The sequence below is a fragment of the Streptomyces sp. NPDC002669 genome (genome assembly GCF_042889165.1).
In the GTDB taxonomy this organism is placed as follows: domain Bacteria; phylum Actinomycetota; class Actinomycetes; order Streptomycetales; family Streptomycetaceae; genus Streptomyces.
Genome location: NZ_JBIAQQ010000023.1, coordinates 86,644 through 112,428 on the forward strand (window position 1 = coordinate 86,644; position 25,785 = coordinate 112,428).

21 protein-coding genes are annotated in these 25,785 nt (G+C 72.5%); 11 read left to right on the top strand and 10 right to left on the bottom strand.

Annotation, left to right across the window (positions count from 1 at the left end; translation table 11 throughout):
- Nucleotides 1–143: 143 nt before the first annotated feature.
- On the bottom strand, nt 144–953 hold the full coding sequence (locus tag ACFYW1_RS28820; protein ID WP_388999384.1) for an SGNH/GDSL hydrolase family protein: 810 nt from the start codon (nt 951–953) through the stop codon (nt 144–146).
- A gap of 235 nt (nt 954–1,188) precedes the next feature.
- Between ACFYW1_RS28820 and ACFYW1_RS28825 the strand changes: the two genes are divergently transcribed.
- On the top strand, nt 1,189–2,283 hold the full coding sequence (locus ACFYW1_RS28825; RefSeq protein ID WP_388999387.1) for a DUF5925 domain-containing protein: 1,095 nt from the start codon (nt 1,189–1,191) through the stop codon (nt 2,281–2,283).
- Nucleotides 2,284–2,333: 50 nt separating this feature from the next.
- On the opposite strand, the gene ACFYW1_RS28830 is transcribed toward ACFYW1_RS28825, so the two are convergent.
- Entirely contained in the window at nt 2,334–2,708 is a 375-nt protein-coding gene (locus tag ACFYW1_RS28830) for a GntR family transcriptional regulator (RefSeq protein ID WP_148833804.1), read from the bottom strand.
- A gap of 83 nt (nt 2,709–2,791) precedes the next feature.
- On the opposite strand from ACFYW1_RS28830, the gene ACFYW1_RS28835 reads away from it, so the two are divergent.
- Together ACFYW1_RS28835 and ACFYW1_RS28840 are read left to right on the top strand one after the other, a co-directional pair.
- Nucleotides 2,792–3,712 (top strand): GNAT family N-acetyltransferase, encoded by a 921-nt coding sequence (locus ACFYW1_RS28835; protein ID WP_388999390.1) that lies wholly within the window; start codon nt 2,792–2,794, stop codon nt 3,710–3,712.
- Nucleotides 3,693–4,187: a DUF402 domain-containing protein gene (locus ACFYW1_RS28840; RefSeq protein WP_388999393.1), complete on the top strand. Its 495-nt coding sequence runs from the start codon at nt 3,693–3,695 to the stop codon at nt 4,185–4,187. Before ACFYW1_RS28835 ends, ACFYW1_RS28840 begins: the two co-directional genes overlap by 20 nt.
- A gap of 86 nt (nt 4,188–4,273) precedes the next feature.
- On the opposite strand, the gene ACFYW1_RS28845 is transcribed toward ACFYW1_RS28840, so the two are convergent.
- A complete protein-coding gene (locus tag ACFYW1_RS28845; RefSeq protein ID WP_388999396.1) occupies nt 4,274–5,824 on the bottom strand; it encodes a trifunctional class I SAM-dependent methyltransferase/NUDIX hydrolase/VOC family protein in 1,551 nt (516 codons plus the stop codon).
- Between the two features lie 241 nt (nt 5,825–6,065).
- A complete protein-coding gene (locus ACFYW1_RS28850) occupies nt 6,066–6,959 on the bottom strand; it encodes an esterase/lipase family protein (protein ID WP_388999399.1) in 894 nt (297 codons plus the stop codon).
- Nucleotides 6,960–7,215: 256 nt separating this feature from the next.
- Here ACFYW1_RS28850 and ACFYW1_RS28855 point away from each other — a divergent pair, with 256 nt between their 5' ends.
- The 7 genes from ACFYW1_RS28855 (at nt 7,216) to ACFYW1_RS28885 (ending at nt 14,735) form a co-directional block, all read left to right on the top strand.
- Nucleotides 7,216–8,253, top strand: coding sequence for a DUF3533 domain-containing protein (locus ACFYW1_RS28855; RefSeq protein WP_388999402.1), 1,038 nt, complete (start codon nt 7,216–7,218; stop codon nt 8,251–8,253).
- A 146-nt stretch (nt 8,254–8,399) separates the two neighbouring features.
- Nucleotides 8,400–9,788 carry a hypothetical protein gene (locus ACFYW1_RS28860; RefSeq protein ID WP_388999405.1) on the top strand — a complete coding sequence of 463 codons (1,389 nt, stop codon included), beginning with the start codon at nt 8,400–8,402 and terminating at the stop codon, nt 9,786–9,788.
- 52 nt (nt 9,789–9,840) lie between these two features.
- Nucleotides 9,841–11,148, top strand: coding sequence for an AAA family ATPase (locus ACFYW1_RS28865; protein ID WP_388999407.1), 1,308 nt, complete (start codon nt 9,841–9,843; stop codon nt 11,146–11,148).
- Nucleotides 11,145–12,407, top strand: a complete 1,263-nt coding sequence (locus tag ACFYW1_RS28870) for a VWA-like domain-containing protein (RefSeq protein ID WP_388999410.1) — start codon at nt 11,145–11,147, stop codon at nt 12,405–12,407. The genes ACFYW1_RS28865 and ACFYW1_RS28870 overlap by 4 nt, the downstream gene beginning before the upstream one ends.
- A gap of 121 nt (nt 12,408–12,528) precedes the next feature.
- Nucleotides 12,529–13,041, top strand: coding sequence for a hypothetical protein (locus ACFYW1_RS28875; protein WP_388999413.1), 513 nt, complete (start codon nt 12,529–12,531; stop codon nt 13,039–13,041).
- 110 nt (nt 13,042–13,151) lie between these two features.
- Complete coding sequence (locus ACFYW1_RS28880; protein WP_388999416.1) at nt 13,152–13,625, top strand: phospholipase; 474 nt, start codon at nt 13,152–13,154, stop codon at nt 13,623–13,625.
- 234 nt (nt 13,626–13,859) lie between these two features.
- Nucleotides 13,860–14,735: an alpha/beta fold hydrolase gene (locus tag ACFYW1_RS28885; RefSeq protein WP_388999419.1), complete on the top strand. Its 876-nt coding sequence runs from the start codon at nt 13,860–13,862 to the stop codon at nt 14,733–14,735.
- A gap of 80 nt (nt 14,736–14,815) precedes the next feature.
- On the opposite strand, the gene fxsT is transcribed toward ACFYW1_RS28885, so the two are convergent.
- From fxsT to fxsA, 4 genes are all read right to left on the bottom strand, one after another.
- The gene (fxsT, locus tag ACFYW1_RS28890; protein ID WP_388999422.1) at nt 14,816–18,745 is read right to left on the bottom strand and encodes an FxSxx-COOH system tetratricopeptide repeat protein; all 3,930 of its coding nucleotides are present in this window, start codon (nt 18,743–18,745) and stop codon (nt 14,816–14,818) included.
- Nucleotides 18,729–20,051 carry an FxsC protein gene (gene fsxC, locus ACFYW1_RS28895; RefSeq protein ID WP_388999425.1) on the bottom strand — a complete coding sequence of 441 codons (1,323 nt, stop codon included), beginning with the start codon at nt 20,049–20,051 and terminating at the stop codon, nt 18,729–18,731. Before fsxC ends, fxsT begins: the two co-directional genes overlap by 17 nt.
- A 243-nt stretch (nt 20,052–20,294) precedes the next feature.
- Complete coding sequence (gene fxsBH / locus ACFYW1_RS28900) at nt 20,295–22,529, bottom strand: radical SAM/SPASM protein FxsBH, inactivated beta-hydroxylase extension form (RefSeq protein WP_388999428.1); 2,235 nt, start codon at nt 22,527–22,529, stop codon at nt 20,295–20,297.
- A 76-nt stretch (nt 22,530–22,605) separates the two neighbouring features.
- On the bottom strand, nt 22,606–22,773 hold the full coding sequence (gene fxsA / locus ACFYW1_RS28905) for an FxSxx-COOH cyclophane-containing RiPP peptide (RefSeq protein ID WP_388999431.1): 168 nt from the start codon (nt 22,771–22,773) through the stop codon (nt 22,606–22,608).
- Between the two features lie 225 nt (nt 22,774–22,998).
- On the opposite strand from fxsA, the gene ACFYW1_RS28910 reads away from it, so the two are divergent.
- Nucleotides 22,999–23,925 (top strand): DUF4231 domain-containing protein, encoded by a 927-nt coding sequence (locus ACFYW1_RS28910; protein WP_388999434.1) that lies wholly within the window; start codon nt 22,999–23,001, stop codon nt 23,923–23,925.
- Nucleotides 23,926–24,010: 85 nt separating this feature from the next.
- Here the strand turns inward: ACFYW1_RS28910 and ACFYW1_RS28915 are convergent, their stop codons facing one another.
- Both ACFYW1_RS28915 and ACFYW1_RS28920 read right to left on the bottom strand, forming a co-directional pair.
- Entirely contained in the window at nt 24,011–24,490 is a 480-nt protein-coding gene (locus ACFYW1_RS28915) for a hypothetical protein (protein ID WP_388999437.1), read from the bottom strand.
- A gap of 211 nt (nt 24,491–24,701) precedes the next feature.
- Nucleotides 24,702–25,601, bottom strand: coding sequence for a S1 family peptidase (locus ACFYW1_RS28920; RefSeq protein ID WP_388999439.1), 900 nt, complete (start codon nt 25,599–25,601; stop codon nt 24,702–24,704).
- Nucleotides 25,602–25,785: the final 184 nt, after the last annotated feature.

Sequence of the window (25,785 nt, forward strand, 5' to 3'; positions counted from 1 at the left end):
CCTTCGCGTCGGGGCGAGTTGGGCGCGAGGGACCCGGACCGGTCCGGTGGCCGTGCGCGACCCGCCGGACGAAGGCCCCGGCGGGCGGGGCCTTCCGCCCGCCGGACGGCCCACGGGTCCGGCGGGTGCGCGACCGGGCGGGATCAGGCGGCCGAGGTGAGAACGGGCAGGTAGCCGCCCGACTGTCCGGCGGCGGTGGGGTGGTAGGACTCGCCGATGTTCAGCCAGTTGACGCTGTGCAGCCAGGAGCTGCTGGAGCAGATCTCGTGGCCGGTGAACTGCCCCGCGACGTCGGCGAAGGCGAATCCGTGGTCGGCGGCGCGCTTGGCGGTCGCCGCGTTGAGGTAGTCGGACGCCGAGTTGATGGCGGAGCGCACCTTGTCGCTCAGGCCGGCGGCACAGCTGCCGCCGATCTTGTAGAAGCGCGGGTAGCCGAGGACGACGACCCGGGCGGACGGCGCCTTGGCGCTGATCGCCGAGTACACCGAGTCGAGGTTCCCCGGCAGGGTGGTGTCCACGAAGCTGCGGGCCGTGGCGATCCGGTTGAGGCAGGTGGTCTCCGACTGGAGCACGCAGGTGAGCATGACGTCGGCGAAGCCCGCGTCGTTGCCGCCGATGGAGATCGAGACCAGGTCGGTCGAGGAGTTGAGAGGGCCGAGCTGATTGGCCTTCACGTCCCCGGTGCGGGCGCCCGAGCAGGCGGTGAAGGCGAAGGAGGCGGGCGAGTTCGCGGCGGCCCAGAGGGCGGGGTACGACTTGGTGCTGCGCTTGCAGGAACCGCTGGCACTGTCGTAGCTGCCGGCCCCGACGCCCGAGGAGTACGAGTCTCCGAGAGCGACGTAGTCGACGGCCTGGACGGACGGGGCGGCGAGGGCGGTGGCCGCACCGGTCAGGGCGAGGGCGGCGCCGAGCAGGAGCGAGGACGAGAACGCCGCGAGTCGGGACATCTTCATGGAACCTCCCGTGGACCGACGGGCGGGATCTCCACCCGGTCTGCCGAGTCCGTGGTAGCAGCAGTCGCGCCCCTACCGGAAGTGGGCATGCCAAGTTGCTCCAACAACTCCTCCCGTGCGCCCCTTTGATCCCGAGTCATACCCGCGCTCTCCCTCTTACGGGGGACGGACGAGGGGCGGACGGGGACGGCGAAACCTGGGTGCACCCGCAGTCCCCGTGCCCGATCATGGCGCCATGTCCGCCACTCCCGAGTCCGCGCTGCCGATCCGGCTCACCGTCGACGACAGCGATTCCCCGTCCGATGTCATCGACGCGCTGTTCCTCGGTCGTTTCGCGACCGGCGAGCAGCCGTACTCGCACAGCACCTCCCTGGAACGCGTCAAGACCGGGGCCACCCTGCTGCCCCCGGCCGCCAAGGTGCTGCGCGCCGCCCGCGACGACGACCGCAGCGCCACCCTCGCCGAGGGCGACGGCTGGACGCTGCTCGTCTCCCGCTGGAACCGCGGCGCCGACGTCACCGTCACCGCGACCGGCCCGGAGCTGGCGCGGGAGGTCCTCGACCGGGCGACGGACGGGGCCCGGGACGAACCGGAACCCCGCCCGGAGAACGTGACGATGGGCTTCTGGTACGCCTCCCCGCGCCGCGGCCCGCACCGCACCACCCGGCAGATCTCCTCCGGCACCTGGGACGAGGTCCGCGGCAACTACACGGCGCCGGTGGCCCGCGCCATGGACCGGCTGATGACGCTCACGCCCGACGACGTCTCGGGCCGGCTGCTCCTGCTGCACGGCCCGCCGGGCACCGGCAAGACCTCCGCGCTGCGCACGCTCGCGCGCTCCTGGCGGGACTGGTGCCAGGTCGACTGCGTGCTCGACCCGGAGCAGCTCTTCAACGACGTCGGCTATCTGATGAACATCGCGATCGGCGAGGACGACGGCAGCGCGAAGGGCCGGTGGCGGCTGCTGCTCCTGGAGGACTGCGACGAGTTGATCCGCGGCGAGGCCAAGCACACGGCGGGCCAGGCACTGTCCCGGCTGCTGAACCTCACCGACGGACTGCTGGGCCAGGGCCGCAACGTACTGGTGGGGGTCACCACCAACGAGGACCTGGGCCGGCTCCATCCGGCCGTGGTCAGGCCCGGCCGCTGTCTCGCCAGGATCGAGGTGGGCGCACTGACCCGCGAGGAGGCGGTGGCCTGGCTCGGCACGGAGGAGGGGATCGGCCGGGAGGGCGCGACGCTCGCCGAACTGTACGCCCTGCGCCGCGGCAACGGCCCGGCGTCCGTCCCGAAGCAGGACTCCGGAACGGACGCGGGCCTGTACCTCTGACGCCCCGCCGGGGCCGGACGTCCGGCCCGGAACCGGCGCCCGGGCCCGGGTCAGTCCGCGTACGCCGCCCGCACCGCGTCCGCCACCAGGGACAGCGCCTCGTCCCGGGGCAGGCCCAGCCGCCGCGCGTGCTCCGCGTACTCCTGCGCCGCGGCCGCCGCGTGCCGGTCCGCCGCGTCACCGGCGGCGGCGACGAACGTGCCGTTGCGCCCGCGGGTCTCGATCACCCCGTCGGTCTCCAGCGCGCGGTACGCCTTCGCGACGGTGTTCGCGGCGAGGCCGAGTTCCTCGGCGAAGCCGCGTACGGTCGGGAGTCTGAAGCCGACGGGCAGCGCGCCGGAACGGGCCAGTTCGGAGATCCGCGTGCGCAGTTGCTCGTACGGGGCGATGCCGGAGTCCGGGTCAAGGACGATCTTCAAGGTCACGACCCGATTCTCCCCCACGCCGCCCCCGTCACCGCCGGAAATTCGGGGGCGGGCACCGGCGCCCCGCGCGTAGCGTCCGGTTCATGACTGTCATCGTTCGCGACTTCCGGCCCGCCGACGCGGAGGACTGGGTACGGATCCGGCGCGCCGCGCTTCCCTACATGGTGACGACGCCCGAGCACGTCGTCCACGACCTGTCCCGCGCCCATCCCGACAAGCGCTACCGGCTGCTGGTGGCCGAGGAGGACGGACGGCTCATCGGCACCGCGCAGGTCGGCCTCGCCCACGACAGTCCCGAGCCCGGCCAGGGGTTCTGCAATCCGTACACCCACCCGGAGCACACCGGGCGCGGGGCGGGCGCGCTGCTGCTGGGAGCGGCCGAGGAGCACCTGGCCCGACAGGGCGCGACCACGGTCCACGCCTGGGTGCTCGACGCCCCGGCGAACCGCGCCTTCGCCGAGAAGCACGGTTACGCGCCGAGCCGTTCGGCGCACTTCCTCCACCTCGACCTGGCGGGCGGGAACCTGCCGCCCCGCCAGGAGCCACCGGCGGGGGTGGAGATGCGCACCGCCGCGGACTTCGCGGACGATCCGCGTCCGCTCTTCGAGCTGGACGCCGAGACCGTGGCCGACGAACCCGGCGACATCCAGACCGAGCTGACCGACTACGAGGACTGGCTCGACCACACCTGGAACGTCCCCCTGCTCGACCGCGAGCTGACCACGGTCGCGGTGGTCGACGGGAAGCCGGTGGCGTTCAGCCTCGCGAATACCGACGGCCTGACCCGGTACATGTCCGGCATGACCGGCACCCTCCGGGCGCACCGCGGCCGGGGGCTGGCCAGGCTCACCAAGAACGACTCGCTGCACCGGGCCCGCGCCGCCGGGTACACGGACGCGTACACCGGCAACGACACGGCGAACGGCCCGATGCTGGCGGTCAACCGGTGGCTCGGCTACCGGGTCTGCGCCACGGAGGTGCGGTATGTCCGCGGCCTCGGCTGAGACCTCCCTGACGGTCGCCCTGGTGAAGGCCGGGCGGACCAAGATCAGCTATCCGGCGGACGTGGTCCGCGACGACGGCGTCCGGGTGACGGTACGTGCGCCCTGGGCGGCGCCCGGCGTGCGCGACTTCGGCTTCGTGCGGTTCGAGCCGGGCGACGTGTTCACCGAGCACTACTGGCGCGACCGGTGGTACGCGGTGAAGGAGGTCCGTTCCGGCGCGGGCGTGCTCAAGGGCTGGTACTGCGACGTCACCCGCCCCGCCGTGCTGCGGGAAGGCCGGCTCCTGGTGGAGGACCTGGACCTCGACCTGTGGGTGTCGGCGGACGGCACGTCCGTGCTGCGGCTGGACGAGGACGAGTTCGAACAGAGCGGTCTGGCCGGACGCGACCCGGCGGCGGCCGACGCGGCCCGCCGGGCGCTGGACGAACTGGAGCGGCTGGCCCGCGCGGAGGGCCTCGCACCGCTGCTGGCCTGACGGCCCGGGAGCCACCGACCGGTCCGGGACCGGGTCCCGCTCCGGCCGGCCCTCCGGGGTCCGGGCGGGGCCGGGGCGGGCCCCGGTCAGTCGCGGCGTCGCGCCCAGACGTCGGCGTACGGATCCGCTTCCACCCGTGCCGGGCGGGGCTCCCGGCGGCCCCCGGCGACCAGCTCCACCTCGTACCCCGCGGCGTCCTCCAGATAGGCGGCGACGTGTTCCTCGCCGCCCGCGTGCGGATAGCGGTCCGCGAAGAGCTGCCGCCAGCCGTGCTCCGGGGCCCGCGCCACCAGGGCGTCGAGGGCGGCCCGGTCACGGACGTGGAACGCGAGGTGGTTGAGCCCGGGGCGGCGGCGGTCGTACGGCTCCGGAAGCAGGTCGGGCGACTGCTCGACCACCACGTAGCTCTCGCCGCGCCGCCAGCTCCGCCCGTGCTCCCAGCGCTGGTAGGGGACGTGGCCCAGCTCGCCGAGCAGCCAGCCCCATCCCCGCTCGGCCGCCGCCAGGTCGGGCACCCACAGCTCGATGTGGTGCACCCCGCCGGTGCCGGCCCGCCCGGCCGGCAACGGGACGGCCCGGCCCGCGCCGTGCGGCCGGTGGGCCACGGACTCGCCGTCCTCCTGCCAGTGGATCAGGAAGTGCTCCCCGGCGCGGTATCCGTCGAGCCCGGCCCGGCAGTAGGCGACCATGTCGTCCGGGAGGCCGTCCAGCGGGAACCATCTCAGCTCGGAGCACTTGTCCGGCTCGCGGTTGTGGGGTTCGCGGTCGGGGTCGTACTCCGCCTCGAAGAACCAGCCCGTCCTGGGGGCGCCGCCGGGGCCCCGGTGCTGCATGACCAGGGCGACCCGCAGCTCGTCCGGGCCGAGTTCGAGCCCGATCTCCTCGGCGGCCTCGCGGATCATCGCCTCGCGGACGTCCTCGCCGTCCTCGACGTGCCCGGACGGGCCGTTGAACAGCCCGTCCGCGTACCCCGTGTTGGCACGGCGGGCGAGCAGGACCTCGGAGCCCCGGCGGAGGATCAGGTGCACGTCGACGACCTCGGTGTGCCGGTGCGGCGGCACGGCGCGGGCCACCAGGGCGTAGCGCTCGTCGTGGACCCGCTTGCCCCAGAGGTCCGGGTCGTCGGAGAGCGGCTCGTGGTGGACGCGCTCGGTGAATTCCGAGAGCAGCCCGGTCAGGGTCGCGGCGGGGACTCCGACGCCGTTCCGGCCCCCTTCGATCAGGATCAGCCGGCCGCCGGGCCGCAGCAGGCCGAACCAGTGGCGCAGGGCCGCCGCCGGATCGGGCAGCAGCCACACCACGTGCCTGGCCAGGATGACGTCGAACTGCCGTCTGCCGACCGGCGGTCGGGCCGCGTCCCCGAGGAGCACCCCGGTCCCCGTCCCGGCCAGCTTGGCCCGTGCCTGCTCCACCATGCGCGGGGACCGGTCGAGGGCCGTGACCCGGTGGCCCTGCCCGGCGACGAGGAGGGAGAGGCTTCCGGTGCCGCATCCCAGGTCCAGCACCTCGGAACGCTCCTCGGGCAGCCAGCTCTCCATCCGCCGCGCCCAGGCGTGCCGGACCACCGGGTCGAGCAGGCCGTGGTCGGGTTCCTCGTCGAAGGGGTCGGCCGCGGAGTCCCAGTCGATCGTCGTCATGGGTCGATCGTGCCAGCCGCCGCCGACAACGGCGCCCCTCCGGACGGATCGCGATCGGCTCGCGGTGGTGAATCCGGGCGCACGGGCCGTCCGAGCGGCGCCACACCGGCTCACGGCGGTACGAGGGGCGCGGCCGGACCGGCCCCTCGTACCGCCGCGGGTGCGACCGCTCACCACCGGCGCACGGAGCGCCCCCGGGCCCCGCTCACCGGGCGGACGGCGCTACTTCCGAAGTACGCCTTCAGCCGATGACCGAGGCGCAGGTGGTGGGGGTGGCGTGCGCCGGGTCGAGGGCGTTCACCACCTCGTGGTAGGCGATCCGGTCGACGGTGCCGATCGCCACGTGCTCGGAGAGGTCGAGCGGGCACAGGTCCTGGAGCAGGACGTTGCGCACGTTCGGACCGTCCAGGAACTGCGTGCGGTACGGGGTCACGACCTCGTCGTACCGGGTCGCGATGACGGTGTACTTCACGCCCGGCACGGTGTCGTCGCCCGCGTTGAGCCTGGTCATGAACGGGGAGCCCGCCACCTGGTCGGCGAGGCCGGGGGTGTTGGCGTTCAGCAGGTCCTCGACCCCGGGGAAGTACGGCAGCAGCTTCGTCAGCCCGAGGAGGGTGGTGCCGTGGTTGTCGGGGGCGAGGCCGATCAGGGCGTTCACCTTGGCGGCGCCGCCGAGGAACTTCAGGTAGTAGTTCGGCATCATGCCGCCCTGGGAGTGGCCGACGAGGTCGGCCTCGGGGGCGCCGGTGGCGGCGAGCACCTTGTCGACGAACGCGGCGAGCTGGCCGGCCGACTTGTCGATCGGGCCGAGGCCGTTGAAGAGCGGCACGCCGGGCAGCTGGCCGTAGTCGAGGGAGTAGACGCAGTAGCCCCGGTTGACGAGGTAGGGCGCGAGGACCAGCCAGTTGTCGACGGAGTTCCCGAAGGTCCCGTGGACCAGGACGACCGGCCGGGGGTGGGCTGCGGAGGGCTTGCAGGAGTAGTCGTTCCAGCCACGGGAGGTGGCCGCGGCGGCGGTGGGGGCGGCCGCGGCCGCGGTGGTCGTGGAGGCGGCGACCGCGGCGACGGCGAGGAGCAGTGCGGCGAGGGTCCTGCGCGCGCGTCGGGTGCGCGACGCACGGTTCCGGGGCAGCATCGTGGGGTCTCCTTGCGGCTCAGGGGAGTTTCGATGTCTGTGCACCCTGCGGCCCGGACCACAAGTTCTGACGCTGGCTCTGCTTGCTTCGTGCCAAATTACGCGCGAGTAGGGCGGCATGGGAAGTTACGCGTCGGTAAAAAGTGTCGGCGCGTCAACCCGGCGGGCCGGAACCGCGCGGACGGCCCGGTGCCGCGGTCCGCCATCCGGCCCAGCCCCGACTGCACGAACGGCCGATGCCCCGGAACGTGGGGACATGACTTTCGTCGACGAGGTGAAGAACGCCGTCACCCCACGGGCCGCGCTGCTCGTCATCGGTGTGCTCGCGCTGCAGTTGCTGTTCATCACGTCCTACGTCGGGGCCCTGCACAAGCCGAAACCGACGGACGTGCCCTTCGGCGTGGTCGCACCCCAGCAGATGTCCGCCCGGCTCACGGCCGACCTGAAGGCGCTGCCCGGCGGCCCGCTGGACCCCCGCCCGGTCGCCGACGCGGCCACGGCGCGCGAGCAGATCCTCGACCGCGAGATCGACGGCGCCCTGGTGGTGAACCCCACCGGCACCACCGACACCGTCCTCGTCGCCTCCGGCGGCGGCACGGCCATGGCCGACACGCTGACGCGGATCATCACCGAGGTCGACCGGACGCAGCAGCGCACGGTGCGCACCGTGGACCTGGCCCCCGCCTCCGGCCAGGACTTCAACGGGATCTCGTCCTTCTACCTGGTCGTGGGCTGGTGCGTGGGCGGCTACCTCTGCGCCTCGATCCTCGCGATCAGCGCGGGCGCCAAGCCCGCCAACCGCCGGCGCGCGGTGATCCGGACCGGTGTCATGGCGCTGTACTCGATCGTGGGAGGGATCGGCGGCGCGCTCATCATCGGCCCGATCCTCGGCGCCCTGCCCGGAAGCTTCTGGGGTCTGTCGGGGCTGGGCGCGCTGACCGTCTTCGCGGTCGGCATGCTCACGCTCGCCCTCCAGGCCCTCACCGGCATCGTCGGCATCGGCCTGGCCGTCCTGATCGTGGTGATCGCGGGCAACCCGAGCGCCGGCGGCGCCTTCCCGCTGCCGATGCTGCCCGACTTCTGGCGGGCGATCGGCCCCGCCCTGCCGCCCGGCGCGGGCACCTGGGTGGCGCGCTCGATCGCCTACTTCAAGGGCAACGCGATCACCGGCCCGCTGCTGGTGCTCTCCGCCTGGGCGGTGGCGGGCACGATCGTCACCCTCCTGGTCGCCGCGCGCCGCACCCCGGAGGAACTCACCGGCGACCACCCCGCCGTCGGCTCGGTCGTCGACTGACCCCGCGGCCCGGCGCCGCGGGTCCGGCCGGCCGCCGGGCGGAAAGAAAGTCCTGGCCGATCGCGGAAAGGGGAGCTACGCTGCCCCGCGATGACCACTTACTCTCCCAGCAGATTGGGGGACCCGTCCGCGCAAGGTGAGTGCTGATGCTCACTCAGGACGCGAACGGGGACTCCCGACTTTCCTTCTGGCGGCGTGTGCGCGAGTTCGCCGTGCCGCCCTCCATGATCGAGACCGCGACCGCCCGCCGCCGGGTCGGCGACTGGGCGGGGGCGTGCGCCGCCGCGGGCATCGACGTCGACCTCAGCCCCCGGTCCGCGGCACGCGCCCACGGCCGGGAACTCGCCTCCCGGCTCCGGGACGATCTCCGCCATCTGGCACCCGACCTGTTGCGCTGGCACATGCCGAGGATCGCTCCTCGCGGGCTGCTGCGCCCGGGCCTGACGATCACTCTGGCCCGGTACGCCACCGAGGGGCCCGACGGCGTGCGCCCGGTGCACCTGGTGGTGCGGACCCCGCCCGCCTGGGCGGACGCCGGGCAGCGGGTCGGCCTCGCGCTGTGGGACGGCTCCGGGGACGACCCCCGCCGCCACCCGCACCACCGCCCGAACCCCCGGTTCCGCCTCGACCTGCACCGCCACCTGTGGGATGCGCGCCGGGCCGACGAGCTGCGGGTCCGGTCCGGGTTCGGGCCGCCGCCCTCCGACGACCCGCCCCCGGTGGCCCCGGAGGTGCCGGAGGCGGTGCCGCCGGGGCGTCACTGCGCCGTCGACCGGTGGGCGGCCGAGGCGCGGCTCCTGCTCCGCGCCGAGGGGCGGTCCGCGGGCCCCGTCGCCGTACGGCTCGGGGGTCGGCACCGGCTGCTCCTGGACCTGGCAGCGGAACGGGACGGGGCCGGGCCGCCCGCGCTGCGGCTCGCGGGCGGGACCGTCGGCCCGTACGCACCGCCGGTCCTGCCCGACGCGGCGACCTGGACGCTGCCCGACCTCGAACTGATCCGTACCGGCGCGATCGGGGCCGACCGGCTGCACCCGCTGGTCGTCGCGGCCCTGATGCCGGATGACCCACCGGCCGCCGCGGCCCGGCCCCCGGACCCGTCGGGGCAGCCGCGCCTCGTGGACTGCCGGGGCGACCGGCACCGGATCGGCCTGGTCGACGGGGTGCTGGTCCCGCTGGACCACGACCCGGCCGAGATCCGCCGGGAGGAGCTGCTGGTCGCCCTGACCGGCACCGCGCTCCCCTGTCTGCGGGCCATCGACGAGGCGCACCGCCGCCCGGACTGCCTCACCGGCGTGCGCGAACGGCTGGACCACGGCGACATCGCCGGTGCGCTGGCCGTCGTCGAGGGCCTGCTGGGCCCCGGCGCCCTGCTGCGCAGCGGCGAACTGCGCGACGAGCTGGAGGAGGCCGCGCGGCGGCGGATCACCTACGGGCTGTTCCGGGCGGGGCTGGCCGAAGGGCCCGACCGCGCCCGTCCGTACCGCCCTCGCCCCCGGCACCGCCGCACGCACCCGCGCGACGCGGCCCTTCGCTGAACCGGCGCCCGCCGGCCCCGTACTTCCACCACGACTTCAAAGGTGATCGGCCATGCCCGTACGCACCCCCGCAGCTCCCTCCGCCCCTCCCGCCGCGCACGTCGCCACCGCCGTCGTCCGGGACCGTGTCTCCCAGCTCGACATCGCCGACGAACTGACGGCCCTGCTGAGCGAGACCACCACCGAACCCCGCCCCGACAGCCGGCTGGAGGCCCTGACCCTGGCCGTGGCCGCCGACCTGCCCGTACTCCTGTGGGGGCAGCCCGGCATCGGCAAGACCGCCGTTCTCACCCGGCTCGCCGAGTCCCTGGACCTTCCGCTGACCACGGTCATCGCCAGTGTGCACGAGCCGTCCGACTTCTCGGGGCTGCCCGTCGTCGGGGACGATCCCGCGGAACAGGGCGTCCCGATGGCGCCGCCGGACTGGGCGGTGCGCCTGGTGAAGGCCGGCCGGGGGCTGCTGTTCCTGGACGAGTTGTCCACCGCGCCCCCGGCCGTCCAGGCCGCCCTGCTCCGTCTCGTGCTGGAGCGGCGGGTCGGTGCCCTGCGGCTGCCTTCCGGGGTACGGATCGTGGCCGCCGCCAATCCGCGTTCCTCGGCGGCCGACGGCTGGGAGCTGAGCCCGCCGCTGGCCAACCGGTTCGTGCACCTCCAGTGGACGCACGACCCCGAGGTGGTGGTGCGCGGCCTCGGCGGGACCTGGCCCCGGGCGACGCTGCCGCGGCTGGATCCCGGGCGGCTGTCGCAGGCCGTGGACTTCGCCCGGCGCGCGGTGTGCGGACTCCTCACCGGCCGTCCCGCGCTCGTGCACCGGCTGCCCAGCGGCGAGGCGCACCGGGGCGGGGCCTGGCCGTCGCCCCGCAGCTGGGACATGACCCTGCGTCTGATCGCGTTCGCGACCGCGGCCGGCTCCTCCCGGGACGTGCTCTCCCTGCTGGTCAGGGGCACCGTGGGGGACGGTCCGGGGCTGGAGCTGCTGGCGGCCCTGGACCGGATGGACCTGCCGGACCCCGAGACGCTCCTCGCCGACCCGGCGGGGGCCGAGCTGCCCGAACGGGGGGACCTGCGCCAGGCCGCGCTCGACGGCGCGGTGGCGGCGGTCCGCAACCGTCCGGAGAAGTCCCGCTGGGACGCGGCGTGGGCGCTCCTGGTCCGGGCGCTGGAGGACGGGGCCCCGGACGTGGTGGTCGTCCCCGCGACCACGCTCGCCTCGCTGCGCCAGGAGGACTGGGACGTTCCGGAGTCGATCGAACGACTGGCCGGAGTGGTCTCCCTGTCCCGGCGGGCGGACCGGGCGGCGGCACGGACGGCGGACCGGGCGGCGGACCGGGCGGCGGCCGCCGCGAAGGCCGGCCGATGAGCCCGGACGAGCCGACGGCCCCGGGCGGGCACGGAACACCGGACGGGCCCGGGGCACTGGACCTCGACAAGCTCTTCGCCGCCCGGCTGCAGGCCGTCCGGGTCCGCCCCTACCTGGCGACGGCCCTGTTCGCCCTGCGGGTCGTGGAGTCGCGGCGGGTGCCGACGATGGCCGTCGACCGGCACTGGCGGTGCTACGTCTCGCCCGGCTTCGTGGACCGGACCCCGGTGGAGGAACTGGCCGGGGTGTGGGTGCACGAGGTGTCGCACCTGCTGCGCGACCACCACGGGCGCGGCGACCGGGTTGCCCGGGAGCGCGGGCTGACCGGCCCCGGGGAGCGGCTGCGGATGAACATCGCCGCCGACTGCGAGATCAACGACGACGTGTTCGGCCAGGGCCTGACACGGCCGGAGGGCGCCGTCGATCCGGAGGCCCTGGGGCTCCCCACGGGGCAGCTCATGGAGGACTACCTGCGCCAGTTCCGGCTCGGGCCGCATCTGGGGGACCTCGCCTGGCTGGACTGCGGCAGCGGTGCCGACGGGCTGGAGCGGGAGTGGGACCTGGGGCCGGACGGCGCGCACGGCCTCAGCGAACAGGAGCAGGACGCGGTCCGGTTCCGGGTGGCGCAGGGCATCACCGGCCGCCCGGGGAACACCCCGAAGGGGTGGAAGCGGTGGGCGGAGGAGGCGTTCCACCCGCCCCAGCCGTGGCGGGAGCTGCTGGGCGCGGCGGTCCGTTCGGCCGCTTCCGGGGCCGGTGCGGGCGAGGACTACACGTACGGCCGCCCGTCGCGGCGCTCGGCGAGCGTGCCCGGGGCCGTCCTGCCGAGCCTGCGGCGCAGGCCGCCCCGGGTCTGCGTGGTCATCGACACGTCCGGTTCGGTCAGCGACGCCGAACTGGGCAGCGCCCTCCTGGAGGTCGCCGCGATCTCCCGCGCCGTGGGCGGCCGTCGCGATCTGGTCACCGTCCTCCCGTGCGACGCGGCCGCCCGGGTCGCGCACCCGCTGTGCGGTGCCGAGGGGATACCGCTGGTGGGCGGTGGGGGCACGGATCTGCGCACGGGCTTCACCAGGGCGCTGCGGACGCGGCCCCGGCCCGATGTGGTCGTGGTCCTGACCGACGGTCAGACGCCCTGGCCGAGCACTCCGCCGGCGTGCCGGACGGTGGTGGGCCTGTTCCCCCGGCCGTGGGACGAGGACGACCCCCACCACGTTCCGGTCTCCCCGCCCGCCTGGGCGCGGACGGTCGCCATCGGCTGACCCCCTCCGGGGCCGGTGCGTCCGGTCCCGGAGGCCGCCGTCGGCCCCCTCGCGCACCCCGGGTACTGTCCGCTTGTTCGAGTCGAACCCCTGGTCAGGGGGTGTACGTGGGAGGGGCGTCATGAACGGTGCGGGCCGGGCCGGAAGCGTGTGGAAGCCGAGTGACGAGGAGGGCGGGGAGCTCGCGGGCCGGTGGTGGAAGTGGGCCATGTCCGCGCCCGACGACCGCAGTCCGGTCAAGGACACGACGGGCGAGCACGCCGCCTGGAACCAGCCGGACGACCTCTGGTTCCTGGCCGGCACCTACGGCGGCCGGGTGGTGCGGCGCTGCCCGATCCCCTCGGACCGGCCGGCCTTCTTCCCCGTGCTCAACATGCAGCACCCCCGGTCGTACTCGCGGGTGCCCCTGTCCATGCAGGTGGTGGAGGCCACCGCGTCGCTCAACGGCGTCCCGCTGCCGTTGCGGGAGTTCTCCGCCTCGTTCCGGACGGGGCTGACCCAGCGTTACGCGTGGGGCGTCTGGGGTGGCTTCCCGCCGCTGATCCCCGGCGCGTACGTGCTGGAGATCAGGGCCGGGGCCACGAACGGGTTCTGGGTCGACACGACCTATCACCTGGAGTCGGAAGCCCCCTGATCCACCGAACGGCCCCTAGGCATGACAAGTACATGCCGTCATGCTGGAGCGACCCCGTGAGATCACGAGGAGCACGGGCCCAACTGGCTTTCGTACCCCGGAGGTTGCTCATGCGTCGCCGATTCGCCGCTCCGCTCGCCGCGGTGGCCCTGTCGCTCCCCCTCGCCCTGCTCCCCGCCGCCTCCGCCTCGGCCGCCCCCGCGGACAAGCCCCAGGTCCTCAGCTCCTGGACCCAGACGAGCCTGTCCAGCTACAACGCCTGGAGGTCCGCCCGCGGCAACCAGAGCGCCTGGGCCGCGTACGGCTTCGACTGGTCGACGGACTACTGCAGCAGCTCCCCCGACAACCCCTTCGGCTTCCCCTTCCAGACGGCCTGCGCCCGCCACGACTTCGGCTACCGCAACTACAAGGCCGCCGGCACCTTCTCCGCCAACAAGTCCCGCATCGACTCCGCGTTCTACGCGGACCTCAAGCGCGTGTGCGCCGCCTACACCGGCGCGAAGCTCACCGCGTGCAACAGCACCGCGTGGACGTACTACCACGCCGTGGACATCTTCGGCGTGGCACCGGCGAAGACCGTCTGACCACCACTCCCCGCGGGCACGACCGGCCCCCACCGGGCCGTCCGTGCCCGCGCGGCTGCCGGCCGGGACCCGCCCGCCGTTGCACTCGCACCTTCTCACCGGGACGGGCGCACTCTGCGAATGCCTCCACGGTTTCCCAACGCACATACCCGGCAAGAGCTCTGATGAGCCATCATCGAATCGGGCGGCACAAGCCGGGCACGCGGTGCCCGCACCACACGGAGGAGGCGCGGAGTGCGTAGTCGGGTGCGCGCGAGGGATGGACGGCAACTGGTGGTGGAGCGCCTGGGGGATCCCCGGGGCAGGCCGGTCTTCCTGATGCACGGAATGCCCGGAAGCAGACTCGGCCCCGCTCCGCGCGGCATGGTGCTGTACCAGCGCAAGACCCAGCTGATCACCTACGACCGGCCGGGCTACGGCGACTCCGACCGGCTTCCGGGCCGCTGCGTCGCCGACGCCGTCGAGGACGTGCGGGCCATCGCGGATCACCTCGGCATCGAACGGTTCGCCGTGGTCGGCCGGTCCGGCGGCGCCCCGCACGCCCTGGCCTGCGCGGCGCTGATGCCCGACCGGGTGACTCGTACCGCCGCCCTGGTCGGACTGGCGCCCCGCAGCGCCGACGGTCTCGACTGGTTCGAGGGAATGGCCGCGTCCAACGTGCTGGCCTACTCCACCGCGGTGGCCGATCCGGACGGGCTGGCGGAGTCGTTCATCTCTCGGTCCGCGGTGATCCGGCAGAACCCGGTCCAGCTCATCGACGAGCTGCGCCAGGAACTGACCGACTCCGACCGGATGGTGGTCAACGATGCCGGGGTCCGCACCATGCTGCTGCGCAACTACCGTGAGGGGCTGCGCACTTCGGCCTGGGGCTGGATCGACGACGCGCTCGCCTTCAGCAGCCCGTGGGGCTTCGAACCCGCCGACATCCCCGGCCCGGTACTGCTGTGGCACGGCGAGAAGGACGTGTTCTCGCCGGTGGGCCACTCCCGCTGGCTGGCCGAACGCATCCCGAACTCCACCGTCGTGGTGGAACCGGCGGCGGCGCATTTCGACGCACTGCACGCCCTGCCCAGGATCCTGAACTGGCTGCTGGAGTCGCCGACCGACTGAGCGGCGGTGCGGGGGGGGGGGGGGGGGGGGGGGGGGGGGGGGCGCCCCCCCCCCCCCGCCCCCCCCCCCCCCCCCCGCGCCTACACCGCAGTCGGTTCCAGCTCGCGCTCGAACCGGTCCTCGCCCCGGGCGATCCGGGTCATCGGATGGTCGTCGCCGAGCTGCCGGGACAGCTCCTCGACCGTCTCGCTCCTCAGCCGCAGCGCCTCGTCCTTGCGGCCCAGCGCGTCGAGCGTGACCGCCATGTTGGACGTCATGGCCAGGGTCTCGGGATGGTGCGCCCCCAGGACCCGGCGGAGCTGCCCGGACACCTTCTCCTCGGTCTCCAGGACCAGTTCGAGATCGCCCCGCTCCGCCGTCGCGTTGGCCAGGTTCATCACGCAGAACAGGGTGTTGGGGTGCTCCCGCCCGTACACCTCGCGCATCGCGGCGACGGCCCGGGTCAGTACCCGCACCGCCTCCTCCGACGCGCCGGTGCCCGACTGGTAGACACCGAGGTTGTTCAGCGCGGCCAGGGTGTAGGGGTGCTTCTCCCCCGGCACCTTCATGTACTGGTCGACGACCTCCTGCGCGGTGTCCCTGGCCTCGGTCGTCTCGCCGGCCGCGTACAGGTCGGCCGCCATGTTGAGGTCGCAGGCCAGCGATTCCGGGTTGGCCGAGGTGTACTTGGCCCGGTACCTGCCCCGGGTGGCCACCGTCAGCCGGCGGGCGTCCTCCAGTCTGCCCGCCCGGCGCAGTGACACGGCCAGGCTCTTCGCCGCGCTCAGCGTGCCGGGGAAGGACCGGCCCAGAGTGGCCTTGTAGCTGTCGTACGTACGGCTGAGGATGCCGACCGAGTCCTCGTACCGCCCGACGTCCCGCAGGTCCCGAGCCAGGTTCATGGCCGAGGAGAGGCTGTAGGGGTGTTCCGCGCCGAGCACCTCGACGCGCCGGTCGAAGACGTCCTGGTCGATCTCGCGGGCCTTGGCGTACTGCCCGATGGAACGCAGGGTGAACGCCAGGTTGTTGGCCGCGGCCAGGGTCCTCGGGTGCGATTCGTGGAAGATCTGGTTGAACCCCTCGGTGGCTTCGGTGGCCAGCTCGATCGCCCTGGTGTACTCGCCGAGCGTGCCCAGGTCCGTCGCCAGGCTGCTGGTGCTCATGTACGTGTGCGGGTGCTCGGGGCCCAGGACCTCCCGCTGCACCGCCAGGGTGATCTCGTCGAGCTCCCGGGCCTCCACGTAACGGCCGCGCGAGCGGTAGATGTTGGAGAGGTGGAAGCAGAGGTAGAGGTACTGGATGTCCCGCTCGCCCAGTTTCTCCCGCCAGATCTCGCGCAGCTCCTCGCAGAGCGTGGTGGCGGTCCTGAAGTCACCGCGTTTCCAGAGGTAGCGGACCCGGTCGATCAGCAGCCTGCGGGCCTCGGGCTCCTTGCAGTTGCGCGCGTCGGACGGGCCGAGGTGCGGCCAGATGGTGGCGAACTGCGGCCAGGTCGAGGGGTTGTCGATCGGCTCGTCGTCGTCGGGCCGGGCACCCGCCAGGATGCGGTGCACGGCGTGCCGGGCGTCCTGCTGCTCCTGTTCGCTGAGCTGTGCCCGGATGACCGCCTGGACGAGCCGGTGCACCTGGATGGAGTTGGAGACCTGGTCGACCTTGGCGAGGGCGAACCGGCCGATCTCCCGGATGACCCGGCCCAGCACCAGCTTCTCCTGGAGCGAGGCGTCGTACGGTTTCAGCGCCTCGATCATCTCCTTGCTGTACAGGAGGTTCCCCGAGATGGGCTCGGGGGCGAAGAAGGCGCAGAGCTGGAGCAGCCGCACCGCGGCGGGCGAGCGCTCCTTGAGCCGTTCGATGGAGATGTTCCAGGTCGCGGCGACCGGCTCCGGGTAACCGGCCGGCTGGTTGAGCGCCAGGACCTCGGGGGCCTGCTGGGCCAGCTGCTCCAGGTAGGTGTCGATCGGGGTGGCGGTCTCCGCGATCCAGGCCGCCGCCTGCTCGACGGCCAGCGGCAGGTCGCCGACGGCGGTGGCCACCTGGGCCGCGTCCTCGTCGCTCAGGCCGGGAGCGCGCCGCTGGAGGTGCTCGATGGACTCCTCGCGCAGGAAGACGTCGACGGGCAGCGCGTCACCGTGCTGGGACCACGCCTGGTTGCGCGAGGTGACCAGGATGTGGCCGGAGCCGCCCTGCGGGAAGTAGCGCCGGAGCCGTTCGGGGTCGTCGGCGTTGTCGAAGACCAGCAGCCAGCGGTCCGACGGCACCCCGCGCCGCAGCAGGTCGACCGCCTCCTGGGAGGCCGCCGCCATGTCGTCGCCGCCCTGGGCGCCCAGCCGGACCGCGAGTTCGGCCAGCGAGGCCACCACGTCGTCGGTCTGCTCGGAAGATATCCACCAGACCAGGTCGTAGTCCGCCATGAACCGGTGTACGTACTCCAGGGCGACCTGGGTCTTGCCGACGCCGCCGAGCCCGTACAGGGTCTGCGGCTGCGGCAGTACGACGGCCATGCCGCCGCCGAGCTGGTCGCGCATCCGCTCCAGGACCAGGGAGCGGCCGGTGAAGCCGGGGTTGCGCGGCGGCGCGTTCCAGATCCGGGGGACGGTGCCGGGGAAGCGCGGTCCGGGCGACACGGAGTCGGTGAGCTGCACCGGCCGGTCCAGGGCGCGCAGCAGGGCGGCGGTGGCGTGCACCTCGTCGAGCCGGAAGAGGTCGACGGGGTTGCGGTCGATGTAGGGCGCGGACAGACGCACGTCGCCGACCCTGAGCGGCAGCAGATGGCGCCGGCCGCCGCCGGGGTCCTCCGCGACGGCCCGGTCCCAGAGGTTCACCGCGCGCTGGGACTTGAGGTAGGCGCTGGAGAGCAGCACCACGGTGCGGGCCGCGTTCTCGGAGGTCGCCGGTTCCGGGATGTTCCGTTCGGCGGAGACGTCGCGGGGTACGACGCGGAACCCGGCCCTGGTGAGCACGGACTCAATCCAGTCGGCCCACATCCGGTTCTCCGCCACGTAGCTGAGGAAGAGATCGGCGGGCAGGGCCGGCCTGCGCCGGGTGAAGGCGTCCCGGATCCGCAGCCGCACCTCGTCGCCGACCGGCGGCATCGAGGTGATCTGCTGGTCGGTGATGACGGCGGTGAGCCGTTCGAAGGCGGAGAGCAGCGAGTTGGTGAGCCCGGCCTCGTCGCCGAAGGTCGCGAGGGTTTCTTCGTACGCGTAGTAGGGGCGGTACGGGATCTCCACCGCGCCCCAGTAGGCGGTGAGTTCGTCCCCGGACAGGTCGCGCGGCAGCCGGTCGAACTTCAGCCGGGCCAGGGCGCGTCCGGCGTCCGCCTTCTCCTTCTCGCCCTCGTCGATGCGCATCGGGACGGGGAAGATGGAGATGGAGCGGCCGGTGTAGCGCTCGGAGATCTGCCGGGCCACGGAGGCGGCGCCGTCGATGGACTGGTCGCTGAGGGTGAAGCAGTCGACGAGGACGTCGGGGAGGTGGACGGTGCAGATGTCGGCGATGTCGCTGAGGCCGGTACGGCTGTCGATGAGGACGTAGTCGTAGTTGGCCTTCATGTCGTCGCGCAGGGCGTCGAAGAAGTGGCCGCCGCCGAGCCGGTCGTAGAAGTTGTCCCAGTCGAAGGTGGAGACGGTCGCGGAGTACTCGCGGTTCTGCCGCCCGGCGGACACGAAGTCCAGGGTGCCGCCCTGCGGGAACTCCCAGCCGAGCGCCTCGGGAGTGAGGGAGACGGCGTGCGGCTGGATGCGGGCGTAGTCCCGGTGCCAGTCGTCGGCGCGCTGGACGGGGCTGGTCGCGGCCCACGCGTACTCGGTGATCAGGTCGATGACGCCGGTGGTGGCACCGAGGGTGGACGGGTCGAGGAACGGGTGGAAGAACCGGTGGAGCCCCGGTGCCTCCAGGTCCCAGTCGACGGCCAGTACCCGTTTGCCGTTGGCGGCGAGTATCCAGGCGGTGTTGGCCAGGGCCATGGTGCGCCCGGTGCCGCCCTTGTACGAGTAGAAGGTGACGATGCGCCCGTCACGACCGGCCGTCATCCGTGTCCTCCGCATCCGTCGCAGGGTCGTGTGTCTCGGGGATGTAGTTCGTCTGTGCCATCGGCCCCAGCAACCTCGTCCGTTCGCTGTGTGCGCCACCGGTGGCGGGTGGGTACACCGTCGCGTGTCTCAGATACTGCTGGGCCGCCACCTCGACCACCTGCGGCAGGATCTGGCCGAACGCCTCCATGCTGGGCACGCCCCTGGCCGCGGCGCGGCAGTAGGCGCGCCCCTGGCGCATCTTGGTCGGCATGGTCTGTTCGAGCTTCTCGGTCAGCTCGGCCTCGATCGCCATGCTCTGCCGGTCCTCGCGGCTCCACGGCACGACCATCGTGACCCAGGGGCGGTTCTCGGCGTCGAAGGCGGCGAGCCTCCTGCGCCGGTCCTCGTCCTGGAGGGCCCAGCGGTCCACGAGCAGGATCTCGGGCCTGCTGGGCGGCTGCTTGCCCTCCCCGTGTCCCACCTCCTCGTCGAAGGAGGTGATGGTGGCCTGGTAGTTGAGGGAGCGCACCAGGTCCTCGGCGACATAGGCCAACGGGCGGGTGGTGGCGGGATGGTAGGGGTTCCAGTCCTGCGGGTTGTCGCCGTAGTAGTCGGCCATGCGCCCCTCGGGCAGGTCGTGCCGGGTGGGCGCGGCGATGGTCACCTGCATGGGGCGGGGGCCGCCGGCCACGCTGTCGGGCGGGCCGAAGGCACTGGGGGCCAGTCGGTAGTCGACCGGGCGTCCGGTGCCGATCCTTATGGTGTCGGCGACGTTGACGATGCGCTTGGCGAGCTCGTACACCGCGCGCTCGTACTCCTCGGCGAAGAGCCTGAGCTTGATGAGGCCGTAGAGCCCGTCGCTGACGTAACGGTCCCCGAAGTCCCGGTGGTTGAACTGCAACCGCTCGGCCGGGCCGGGGAGCTGGCTCGGTGGTACGGGCACCCAGAGCGCCGGGACGATCGCCTCGGCCGGCTGGTTGGAGCGGGCCCGGTAGTGGATGGCGCGCTGCGCGAAGGCGTACCACTCCTTGCCGCACATCTCACTGGCGAAGTAGCGCGGCGAGAACAGCGGAACGAACACCCGGCAGGTGGCGAGCACCTCACCGAGCCGCTCCGACCAGCCCTCGCCGGAGCGTATCTCCCGGTCTATGAACCCCGCGGGCGCGCCCGCGGGCAGATCCGTCATGGCCAGCACGTGGTCACAGAGATCCTTGAAGAGGCGTTCGACCCACATGTCGGGGTCCGTTCCACCGCCGTACCCCGGTGTGTGGGCATAGCTCAAGAAGAAGTACGGCCGATGGTCCGCCGCTCGCTGCTGCGTCATGCGTGCACACGACCCCCGTCCTGTGTGAGCACCCGCACCCGAGGCGTGAAGCGAATGCGAGCGAAATCATCATTCCGGAGCGGAGGTTGCTCCACCCCCATGGCGTTCGGTCATTCAACGCCGGTTTTCAGTCATACGTTCCCGGGTTCGACCGGTCGTTTTCTTGATCGAATTCGATCTGCGGCCGTTCCTCCCAGTTGTCCCCTGTGTACCGGCGCCCCTGATCGAACCGGAATTCGACCCTCAGATCTCTTTTCGCATCAGATCCAGCAGCTGTTTCCCGCCGACGGTCACTTCGGCGGCGCCTTCCAGCATGTCGAGGGCTTCCGGCACACCCTCCAGGCAGCTCGGCTCGAATGCGCCCAACCCCACTCGCTCATAGGTATCGGCCAGCAACCGGGAAAACGGAACTGGTTCTTCCTGCCAAGGCATTCGATGTTCCCAGGAGCCGTCCGCCGCGTAAAGATCCGTGACATCGACAAGCGCCCGCAATTCGGCCCTCCGGAATCCCCGCAGCAGCGCGAACGCCAGTTCCTCGGCGCCCCCGTCCATGGAGATTCCCAGCGCCCCGGGTCCGTGCCGTCCCACGGCGACCCCGGCCGGTCCCGGGCCCGTGAGGGGCGTGAGGGTGGTGAGGCGGTCCGCCATCTCCGCGGCCCGCGCGGGGGCCTTCGTCCCGATCAGGGTCCAGGCCGCGGCGACCCTGGCCCCCAGATCGGCCGCGGCCCGGTCGTCGAGGGGGGCCGCCGCGGGCGCCGGGAAGCAGTCGCGGAACGGGTCGGCGTCGTCGAGCACCGGGCCGGACGCCGCCCCGGGGATCGCGAGCCGTCGCAGCGGCCGCCAGCCCGGACCGGGTTCCGCCGGCCGGGCGACTCGCGGCCCGCCCCCGCCGCCCCCCGCCGGCCGGACGAGGAAGCCGTCCCCGGTGACCCGCAGCACGCCCGTGCCGCGCTCCCCCGCGTCCGTGACGCGCAGCCCGCCGAGACCGGGCAGGAAGAGGCCGCCGCCCGAGAGGTCCACCGGTACGGGCAGGTCGAGACCGCCCCGTACGACGGCCGCCGCGAGGTACGCCGAGAGCCTGCGCGCCGCCCGTACGGCGCCGGGGTCCTCGTGGACCGACTCCAGCGCCCCGAGCAGCCAGCCGCGGGCGTACGGCAGGGCCAGCACCTCGTCCAGGGCGCGGGCGCCCTCCTCGGACGCCTCGACGGCGGCGGCGAGCTCCCACGCGGCTTCCCACTCCGCGCCACCGCTCCGGCCGATGTCGGCGTTCAGCCGGGCGAGCAGGGTGCGGTTGAGGTCCAGCTGGGCGGCGGCCACCCCGGCGGGCCCGGTCACCGCGGGCGCGACGAGCTCCGCCGCCGTACGGGCCTCGATGCCGCGCACCAGGGCGAACAGGTCGGTGCAGTACACCGAGGGGTTGTCGAACCCGCCGGACGGGCCCTCGGAGCGGTACCTGTGGGTGTACAGACCGCCGCCGCAGGTGCGCACCACGGGGCAGCGGCGGCAGGTCTCGCCGACCCCGGCCAGGCCGAGCTGGCGGGCCCGCACCCCGGGGTGGCCGGCGACCTCGTCGAAGGTGTGGGTGAAGACGTCGAACCCGGTGGCCGCGGCCCCTTCGTAGGCGCTCTTGAGCGAGTCGACCTGCTCCAGCCGGCCGTCGGTCTCGACGACGACGAGGTCCGTGGGGGCCAGCCCCAGGGACTCGGTGAGGCTGGGGCCGCCGCCCAGCGTGGAGAGCACCGACGAGAAGAGCCGCACCGGCACCGGACGCCCCTGCTCCTGCCAGCGGTCGAAGATCGCGAGGAGCCAGTCGGCGTAGGCGGTGGGCGAACCGTCCGGACGCGGCGGCGGGGTGTCCCAGGTGGCGTGCGGGAGCAGGAAGTCGATGAGCGGCGGTTCGAGTTCGGTCAGCGCGTCGAGGACCGCGTGCGGGTCGTTGCGGATGTCGACGGTGCACAGGAGACCGAGGTCGAGGTGGCGGTAGCGCTCCTGGTGGAGCAGTTCGACGGCCTTGAGGACCAGGGGGTGACTGCTGCGCCCGTCCGCGTAGCGGCGGTGCCGGTCGTTGGCCGCCCGGTCGCCGTCGAGGGAGATGCCGACCCCGACGCCGAATTCGTCGAAGAGGTCGAGGTACCGGGGGCTGAGCTGGAGCCCGTTGGTGTGGATGCGGAGGTCGAGCTCCGCGACGCCGTCGAAGGCGGAGGTGAGTTCCTCGCAGACCCGTCGCAGTCGCGCGGGGCCCGCCAGCAGGGGCTCCCCTCCGTGCAGGATCACTGACACGGAGGGCAGTGCATGTGTCTTGGCATGCTCGGCCAGGCGTTGAGCAGTCCGGAAAATGACATCATCAGAAACTGTTCTGGGTTGGGTTTTCCAGCTCTGATCTGCATGTTCATAGACGTAGCAATGGTCACAGGCAAGATCACACCTGCTGTGAACCTTGAGAACGACTTCGCGGAAAGGGACCAGGGGTCCTGTCATTCCACCAGTCTAGCCAGCCCGAAGGGGTGATCGGGGCGTCGGCTCGGGGCACCCGGAGGCGCTCGGCGTGTCGTTTTCAGAGCGCCGAGTTGAAGGTCGACGTCCGGGTGGGACGACCGGCCGACACGGCGTTCACCCGGCCGAGCTTCCGGGCGGTGGCGCCGTCACGGACGTCGATCTCGGTGAGCGGCACCCGGTTCTTCTTCGCAACGGCGAAGGAGGTGGAGGATTCAGTGGTCTTCACGGCTGTCCTTGAGGGGATTTGTTCCGATGGAAGGTTTCCGGACAGGAATACAGCAAGGCTATCTGCACCATTGCAGTGTCCGGCGGCACGACTTTACTCTCATGACCTCTGTTGGCAACCGAGGACGCCCACTTGGGACAAGAGCGTTGCACAAGGTCGTCCAGGCCGAACGGAAGCACTGATTCCACCATTGAGGTGACGACAAAACCGCAGACGGGAGTGGACATGACGGCGCTTCCCGGGCCGCTCCAGAGCATGGTCTTCAGGAACGCCGACCTTCCGGCGCTCTTCCACCACACGGACGAGATCGCTGTCGCGAGCCAGCGGGAGGCCGTGAACACCACCCGTATTCAACTGATCCTACTGGTCGTGGGTGCTGTCCCGGCCGCGGTTCCGTGGCACGTGACGGTTGGTGACACGTTTCAACTCGTCGATGCCGCAGGCGTGTTGGCCTACCTGGGTGTCCTGATCACGACGTACCTCTCCGCCCGGCGCAAAGCAAAGTCGCAATGGCAACTCAACCGCTCGGCGGCCGAGTTCATCAAGTCGATGTGCTGGCGTTACTCGGTGCACGGGGCGCCTTTCGACACCGGCACCCAGCACCCGGAGGCGGTGTTCGCCAACCGCCTGGAGGAAGGGCTGCAGGAACTCCGGAAAGTGGGCTGGGCCGACCCCCGCGATCTGACGGCGGATTCCGGCGGGCTCATCACCGACTCCATGCGCGAATTGCGGGGAAAAGCATTCACCGTACGTAAAGAGACGTACGTGCGGGACCGGCTCATCGAGCAGAGAAGTTGGTACCGCAGGCGTCAGGAGGTGTCGCGGAGGGCCACTCTCGTCTGGTCGACCACCATCGCCGCGCTGACCGCGCTGGCCCTGGCCCTCGCCCTGCTGAGGATGTTCTCCGTCGCCCAGTCCTTCGCCCTGACCGGGGTGCTGTCGGGGGCGGCCGCGGCCTGTCTGGCGTGGAACGAGATGCGGCGGCACCATCCGCTGATCTCGGCGCACTCCCTGGTGGAGCAGGACCTGGAGGCGATGCAGGTGGCGATGGAGACCACGCTGACCGAACGGCAGTGGCCGCGGGCGGTCTTCGAGACCGAGCGCATCGTCTCCCCGCAGCACACCGACTGGCTGGCCCGGCACCAGATGTGACGTGGTGCGACGCGCCGCACGCGAGGCGGCGCAGCACCGGGCACGGCGTGACGCCGGTCGGGCGCGGGCGTCCGCGCCCGGGCGGTCAGCCGCGTTCCACGCCCTCGCGCCAGATCACCGTGACGGGACGGCCCAGGCTGCGGGCGTACGTCACGATGTCGCCGGTGCCGCCGAGACCGCGGGCGGGCCGGCCGTCCCACACCGCGAGCAGCCGGTCGCAGTGGTCGGCGATGTACGCGCCCGCGGCGTAGTACGCCTCGTCGGTGGAGTGCGGGTAGTCGAGCCTGACCTCCCGGACCGCCCGGTCCTTGAGGGCCCGGTAGCGGGCGAGTTCGCCGGCGTCGGCGAAGGAGGACTCGTAGTCGCCGCTGGGGATGACCACGGTCAGCTCGGCGCCCCGGGCCAGGGCGATGTCGGCGAAGAGCTGGTCGGCCCCCACCGCCAGGCTGGAGAACGCCTCCAGGGAACCCTCCAGGCCGCGGAAGGCCGCCCGCAACCCGTCGAGCACATGGGCGCGGGCCTCCTGCGGGATGCTGCGATGACCGGTCACTCCGATGCGTTTCACGGACCTGGAACCCCCTGGGGTGTCTGCCGGGGGCCCGGCCCGGGGTGTCCCCCCGGCGGCATGACCGCCCCCGTGTGCTCCTGCGTGACCGACCTGTACCCCACATCCTCTCAAAAGCCGCGGGGTGTGCGGGAGCCCCCGCCCAGGATTCGGGCAGGGGCTCCGTTCCGGTCGACCTCGCGTCCGAGGGGCGAACCGGCATGCGGGGACGTCAGAAGACGCTGACCCCGTACGCGCTGAGCGCCTCGGTGACCGGCTGGAAGTACGTCGTGCCGCCGTAGGTGCAGTCGCCGCTGCCGCCCGAGGTGAGGCCGATCGCCCTGGAGCCGGAGTAGAGCGGGCCGCCCGAGTCGCCGGGCTCCGCGCAGACGTTGGTCTTGATCATGCCGTAGACGATGTCGCCGCCGCCGTAGTTGACCGTGGCGTTGAGGCCCGTGACGGAGCCGCTGTGGGTGCCGGTGGTGGAGCCGCGACGGGTGACGGACATGCCGACCGTGGCGTTGGCGGCGCTGGTGATGTCGACGCTGCCGACGGTGCCCGGGTGGGCGACCGCGGTGTTGTCGTACCGGACCAGGCCGTAGTCGTTGGTCGGGAAGCTGGAGCCGACCGTCGGGCCGATCTTCGTCGTCTTGGCGGAGGTGGTGTACCAGGGCGGGTTGCCGTCGGTGCAGTGACCGGCGGTCAGGAAGTAGTAGGTGGTGCCGCTGCGGACGTTGAAGCCGAGGGAGCAGCGCCAGCTGGTGGCGTAGATGGCGTCGCCACCGGCGACAAGTTTGCTGAACTTCCCGGGGGTGCGCTCGATCTTCAGGGCACCGGCGTTGACCCCGGCGGTCTTCTTGATGTGCGCGATCTCGGCCTGCGAGACCGTGCTGTCGGCGGTGACCACGACCTTGCCGGTGGCCGGGTCGACGTTCCAGGCGGTGCCCGCCACGTCGGCGCCGAGGACGGCGTCGCTCGCGGCGGAGAGCTGCGCCGTGCTGAAAGTGGTGGCGGTGTCGGCCTGGGCGCTGGGGACGGCGAGCGCGGCGATGGAGACGAGGCCCGCCGCGACGGCCACGGCCCTGGCGCGTCTCGCGGTGCCGTTGAGGGGGGCGGTGCGCTTGATCCTCACTTTTCATTCCTCCCAAGGGGAAATCAGGGGTCCGCCTGTGGGGTGGCCGGACCCGCGAGGCGCAGCCGATCGCACGGCATGGGTCCGCGAGGCGAACCTGCCGTGTTCCTGACAAGCGCTGTCCCGGAAGTATTCAAGGCACTCAACTTGTGGCGCAAGAGGGCCCCTTGGCCTGAACCTGTCA